Source organism: Fulvivirga lutimaris (genome assembly GCF_009711525.1).
GTDB lineage: Bacteria > Bacteroidota > Bacteroidia > Cytophagales > Cyclobacteriaceae > Fulvivirga > Fulvivirga lutimaris.
In genome coordinates this window covers 1-5,243 of sequence record NZ_SMLV01000203.1, presented here as the reverse complement: position 1 = coordinate 5,243, position 5,243 = coordinate 1, and the positions used below count along the sequence as shown (strand labels likewise).

Below are 5,243 nucleotides of genomic sequence, written 5' to 3'. Positions count from 1 at the left end.
TACAATATTCAGTATCGTTTTACTATCTGCCTTATTTACAGCTTGTTCTGAAGAAGAAATCAGCCCCAATGATGGCCTTAATCAAAGAGTAGAAACTGTAGGTGACGGTGTAACTAAGGATGACAAAGGATTTTAATCGAACTCTACAACACAAATTTCAAATCAAAAATATAAATATCATGAAATCTAAAATATTAATAGCAGCCGTGGCCGTAGCCATACTTGGATCTTTCGCATTTATCACAATCGATAAGAATTCAGATAATAAAATTGTAGCTAGTGAAACTCAGCAACAGCCAATGCAAGGTATAACTATGGAAGACAGTAATTTCTAATTCTTTAACGAGCAAGAAATATTTACCTATAATACCATGTAAGAATTCATTTAACTTTTAAATGAATTGAAATTGGCTAAGCAGCTAATAAATAGTTAGTTGAGAAAATATTTTTTGACATGACTTTCTATGTAGTATTGAAAGTATCTGTTAAAAGATATATAAGTTTGGCCAAAAAACTTACATAGATATTCTGTTGGTTTTGAAAAAGACTCTAAACAGAAAATAAATATGTGTTAACGCTGTTTCTGTAATTACTTTGCTAGCTTTGCAGCTTAATTTCAAAGCATGCAAAAAATTAGAAATGTTGCAATTATTGCACACGTTGACCACGGTAAAACAACTTTGGTTGACAAAATAATTCACCAATGTGAAACATTAGACCCTCGAAAAGAAACAGGAGAATTAATTCTTGACAGTAATGACCTTGAACGGGAGAGAGGAATAACTATTCTTTCTAAAAACGTATCCGTTAACTACAAAGGTGTAAAAATCAATATAATTGACACTCCAGGTCACGCTGACTTTGGAGGAGAAGTAGAAAGAGTTTTGCGTATGGCTGATGGTGTACTACTGTTAGTTGATGCATTTGAAGGCGCTATGCCGCAAACACGCTTTGTATTAGGCAAAGCCCTTGACCTAGGACTCACTCCTATGCTAGTCATAAACAAAGTTGATAAGGAAAATTGTACTCCAGATGAAGTACATGAACAAATATTCGACTTAATGTTCAATTTGAATGCCACCGAAGAACAGCTGGATTTCACAACACTTTATGGTTCATCAAAACAAGGGTGGATGAGTACTGATTGGAAAAAACCAACTACAGATATTACAGCTCTGTTAGATGCAGTAGTTGAAAAAATACCTGAAGCTCCTTACTATGAAGGAACACCTCAAATGCAAATCACATCACTTGATTTCTCTAGTTTTACTGGCAGAATAGCTATTGGGCGAGTATTTAGAGGAGATCTGGAAATTGGTAAAGATTATATGCTTTGCAAGGTCGATGGAAATAAGAAAATTCGAATTAAAGAATTATATGAATTTGTTGGGTTGGGCAGAAATAAAGTTGACAAGGTAAGGTCAGGTGATATTTGTGCTATTGTAGGAGTAGAAGGGTTTGACATTGGAGATACCATTGCAGATTTAGAAAATCCAGAAGCTCTGACCAGAATAGCTGTAGATGAGCCAACAATGAGTATGTTGTTCACCATTAACAACTCTCCCTTCTTTGGTAAAGAAGGTAAATTCGTTACGTCTAGACACCTTAGAGATCGATTAGAAAAGGAAACAGAAAAAAACCTCGCACTCCGTGTTGAACCCGGTGTTACAGAAGATAAATTTAATGTTTATGGCAGAGGTGTTCTTCATTTATCTGTTTTAATCGAAACAATGAGAAGAGAGGGATACGAATTACAAGTTGGTATGCCTCAAGTACTTATTAAAGAAATAAATGGTGTCAAAAGCGAGCCTTATGAGACTTTAGTAATTGATGTACCTGAAGATCTTTCTGGTAAAGCCATAGAGTTGGTTACTCAAAAGAAAGGTGACCTTTTAGTAATGGAGCCTAAAGGAGATTTACAGCATCTTGAATTTAACATTCCTGCAAGGGGAATTATAGGTTTAAGAAATAATATTTTAACGGCCACTTCAGGTAAGGCAATTATGACTCATCGTTTTAGAGAGTATTTGCCAATGACAGTTGAGATTCCGCCACGTTTAAAAGGATCATTAGTATCCATGGAACAAGGCCCTGCAACTGCACACGCTTTAAATAAACTACAAGATCGTGGAAGATTTTTTGTAGAGCCTGGAGATGTTATTTACAAGGGACAAGTTATAGGTGAGCACTCACGAGATAACGACTTAGAAGTTAACTTGATAAAAGGAAAGCAATTGACCAATATGCGTAAGTCAGGAACTGATGACGCTGTAAAAATCGCTCCTAAGGTGCAATTCTCGTTAGAAGAATCGATGGAATATATCAGGTTTGATGAATACTTGGAAGTTACTCCTAAGAACTTAAGAATGAGGAAAATCTATCTTGATGAGAACGAAAGGAAACGTTTCAACAATAAAGAGAGTAAAGAGTAATTGATATAATTACAAACAAAAAGGCCAACTCAAATATTTGAGTTGGCCTTTTTTATGAAGAAGTGTTTGGTAATGCCCCATTATCATGAACTACATACACGAACCGCTCAAGTGGCAGTACATATAAGCCTATAAAATGATTGCAATAGGCAACTTCGCTATCAATATCTGATATTGTTAATTGTTCCCTATCATTCATGCTCATTTTAAATTTCTCCCCTACTTTCAGTTCTTTAATTTGTACCCTATCAAGTGAATTCATATGCCAACTATTATAATCCAAAGTTGTTCATATTTAGGGTTTAGATAAATAAGTAATTTCACTTAATTTAACTCATTAAATTCACTAGGCATATGAAAAAAATAATATTAAATCTTCTGTTAACCATTTTACTTGTATCCACCTTCAGCTGTGAAACAGCTAAAGAAGTCCAGATTGAAAAAGAACCCTACAAGTTTGATTGGGATGCAGCGACAGTTTATTTTCTATTGACTGATCGCTTTAACAATGGTGACAAAAATAATGACTTGAATTTTGATCGTACTGCAGAGACAGGGCCATTGAGAAATTTCATGGGAGGGGACATAAAAGGAATTACTGCTAAAATTAATGAAGGTTACTTTGATAAATTGGGTATTGAAGCCATCTGGTTTTCACCAGTATTTGAACAAATACAAGGTTATGTTGATGAAGGAAGTGGATTAACCTATGGCTACCATGGCTATTGGATTAAGGACTGGACCAATCTCGATCCAAATTTTGGCACTATGGAAGATTTGAAGGAAATGATTGATACTGCGCATGGCAGAGGTATCAGAATCCTTCTCGATGTTGTTTTAAATCATACAGGACCGGTTACCCCTGTTGATCCTGTTTGGCCAGAGAGTTGGGTGCGTACTTCTCCTACTTGTACTTATCAAAATTTCGAAACCACCGCCAACTGTACCTTGGTTGAGAATCTACCTGACATAAAAACTGAATCTATAGAAAATGTTGAGCTTCCAGAAGCTCTGGTTGAAAAGTGGAAAAATGAAGGTCGATATGAAAAAGAAATGGCTGAGTTGGATGAATTCTTTAAGAATACCAAATACTCAAAGGCTCCAAGGTTTTATATCATGAAATGGCTGACTGATTATATCAGAGAATTTGGTATCGATGGTTTTAGAGTAGATACTGCCAAACATTTAAGAGAAGATGCCTGGTCCGAGCTTTCAATTTTAGCACATGAGGCTTTCAAGGAGTGGAAGGAAAATAACCCCAATGCAGTTTTGGATGAAAATAAGTTTTTCATGCTTGCTGAAGTTTATGGTTATGGAATATCTGGAAAGCGAAATTACAATTTTGGAGATCGTAAGGTTGACTACTTTGACAATGGGTTTAAAAGCTTAATCAACTTTGAATTCGTTTATGATGCTGAAAAGGATTATGACTTTGTTTTTCATAAGTATGACAGTCTTTTAAATCAACCTGAAATGAAAAAAGTAACTGTAATGAACTATATCTCATCTCACGATGATGGGAATCCGTTTGACGGTGCAAGGCAGAAAACTATAGAATCCGCCAATAAGTTACTGCTTACTCCAGGGATGGCTCAAATATACTATGGTGATGAGTCAGCAAGATCTTTAGAAATACCAGGAACAGAGGGTGATGCAACTTTGAGATCATTCATGAATTGGGAAGACCTAAGTAACCCAGAAACAAAAAATGTTTTTGACCATTGGAGCAAACTAGGTCAATTTAGAAAACTGCATAAATCAATTGCCAATGGGACGCATCAAACGATTACTTCTGAGCCCTATGTATTCTCAAGAAGTTTTAACAAGGATAAGGTTGTAATTGGACTAGAACTTAATGAAGGCAAAAAAACCGTTAGTGTAGGTGAAGTTTTTGAAAATGGATCAGTCTTAATCGATTCTTATTCTAATACTGAAACAGTAGTAAATGATGGTATGGTGGAAATTAACTCACCATACAAAACTGTTCTGCTCGCTTATAAGTAAACAAAAAGGGGAAGCACTTGCTTCCCCTTTTTGTTAAAAGACTTCTCAAATTAAATATGATGTAGATTAATTGTCATAATTGGTCTTGAGGATTTTTTACTTAAATCTTCGGCAACACTTTTCTTAAATAGTCTGAATAGCCCTCCTTCTTTATGAGTTAAAATCACAAGCATGTCAGCACTTACTGCATAAGAGTAAGCTAGCAACCCCTGCTCTACATTATCATTTTGGTTAATATTCAGTGTATAATTTCTAAACCCAGACTTTTCAATAAGCTCCTCAACCTCCTTTTTCACTTTATCCTTATCTGAGTTAAGTTCAGCAACATGCACTAAATGCAGCTTGCCTACAACTGTTTCCGCAAATTCATTCAGGTAAGTAGCGGCTTGAGCATAATTATCTTTTTTATCACTTTCTATGTCTATACCAACTATTATGTTGTTAAAAGTTGACTGAGAAGAATAAGGATCCTTTACAGTAATAACCGGACAAGTAGCCCCTTCAATAACCTGCTGAGCATGGTTACCTGAGAAAAACTCCTCATAGCTCTCCTCACCCGAAGTACCCATCACCACAAGATCAATATTTTTCTCTTTAATATATGACTTAAACCCATCCGAAAAGTCCTCATCATAAACTTGAAAGTGGATTTTTACAGAAACACCATGTTTTTCTGCAAGCTTAGAAAGCCTGCTGTGATTTTTTCTAACCAACTGTAATTGAAAAACATCATCTTGACCAATGGAATCTCCCGAAGTATCACCGAGAGTGGGGTAGTTATCTCCAAAATCGTGAGCAGTGAAATTT

At 35.5% G+C, this 5,243-nt stretch carries 5 protein-coding genes; 3 read left to right on the top strand and 2 right to left on the bottom strand.

All coding sequences use genetic code 11. From position 1 onward, the window contains the following. The first annotated feature begins 179 nt into the window (after positions 1-179). Positions 180-335 carry a hypothetical protein gene (locus tag E1140_RS21320; RefSeq protein ID WP_185153373.1) on the top strand — a complete coding sequence of 52 codons (156 nt, stop codon included), beginning with the start codon at positions 180-182 and terminating at the stop codon, positions 333-335. 288 nt (positions 336-623) lie between these two features. Further along, entirely contained in the window at positions 624-2,432 is a 1,809-nt protein-coding gene (typA, locus tag E1140_RS02025) for a translational GTPase TypA (RefSeq protein ID WP_155178513.1), read from the top strand. A 52-nt stretch (positions 2,433-2,484) separates the two neighbouring features. Here the strand turns inward: typA and E1140_RS02020 are convergent, their stop codons facing one another. Next, positions 2,485-2,694 carry a hypothetical protein gene (locus tag E1140_RS02020; protein ID WP_155178504.1) on the bottom strand — a complete coding sequence of 70 codons (210 nt, stop codon included), beginning with the start codon at positions 2,692-2,694 and terminating at the stop codon, positions 2,485-2,487. Positions 2,695-2,786: 92 nt separating this feature from the next. On the opposite strand from E1140_RS02020, the gene E1140_RS02015 reads away from it, so the two are divergent. After that, positions 2,787-4,436, top strand: a complete 1,650-nt coding sequence (locus E1140_RS02015) for an alpha-amylase family glycosyl hydrolase (protein WP_155178502.1) — start codon at positions 2,787-2,789, stop codon at positions 4,434-4,436. Between the two features lie 50 nt (positions 4,437-4,486). Here E1140_RS02015 and E1140_RS02010 read toward each other — a convergent pair. After that, a partial coding sequence (locus tag E1140_RS02010; protein ID WP_155178500.1) for a universal stress protein occupies positions 4,487-5,243 on the bottom strand: 757 nt, incomplete at its 5' end.

What these genes read in the sequence shown, in the direction of transcription:
- E1140_RS02015 (WP_155178502.1), top strand. Translation starts at nt 2,787, where the DNA reads ATGAAAAAAATAATATTAAATCTTCTGTTAACCATTTTACTTGTATCC.
- E1140_RS02020 (WP_155178504.1), bottom strand. Translation starts at nt 2,694, where the DNA reads ATGAATTCACTTGATAGGGTACAAATTAAAGAACTGAAAGTAGGGGAG.
- typA (WP_155178513.1), top strand. Translation starts at nt 624, where the DNA reads ATGCAAAAAATTAGAAATGTTGCAATTATTGCACACGTTGACCACGGT.
- E1140_RS21320 (WP_185153373.1), top strand. Translation starts at nt 180, where the DNA reads ATGAAATCTAAAATATTAATAGCAGCCGTGGCCGTAGCCATACTTGGA.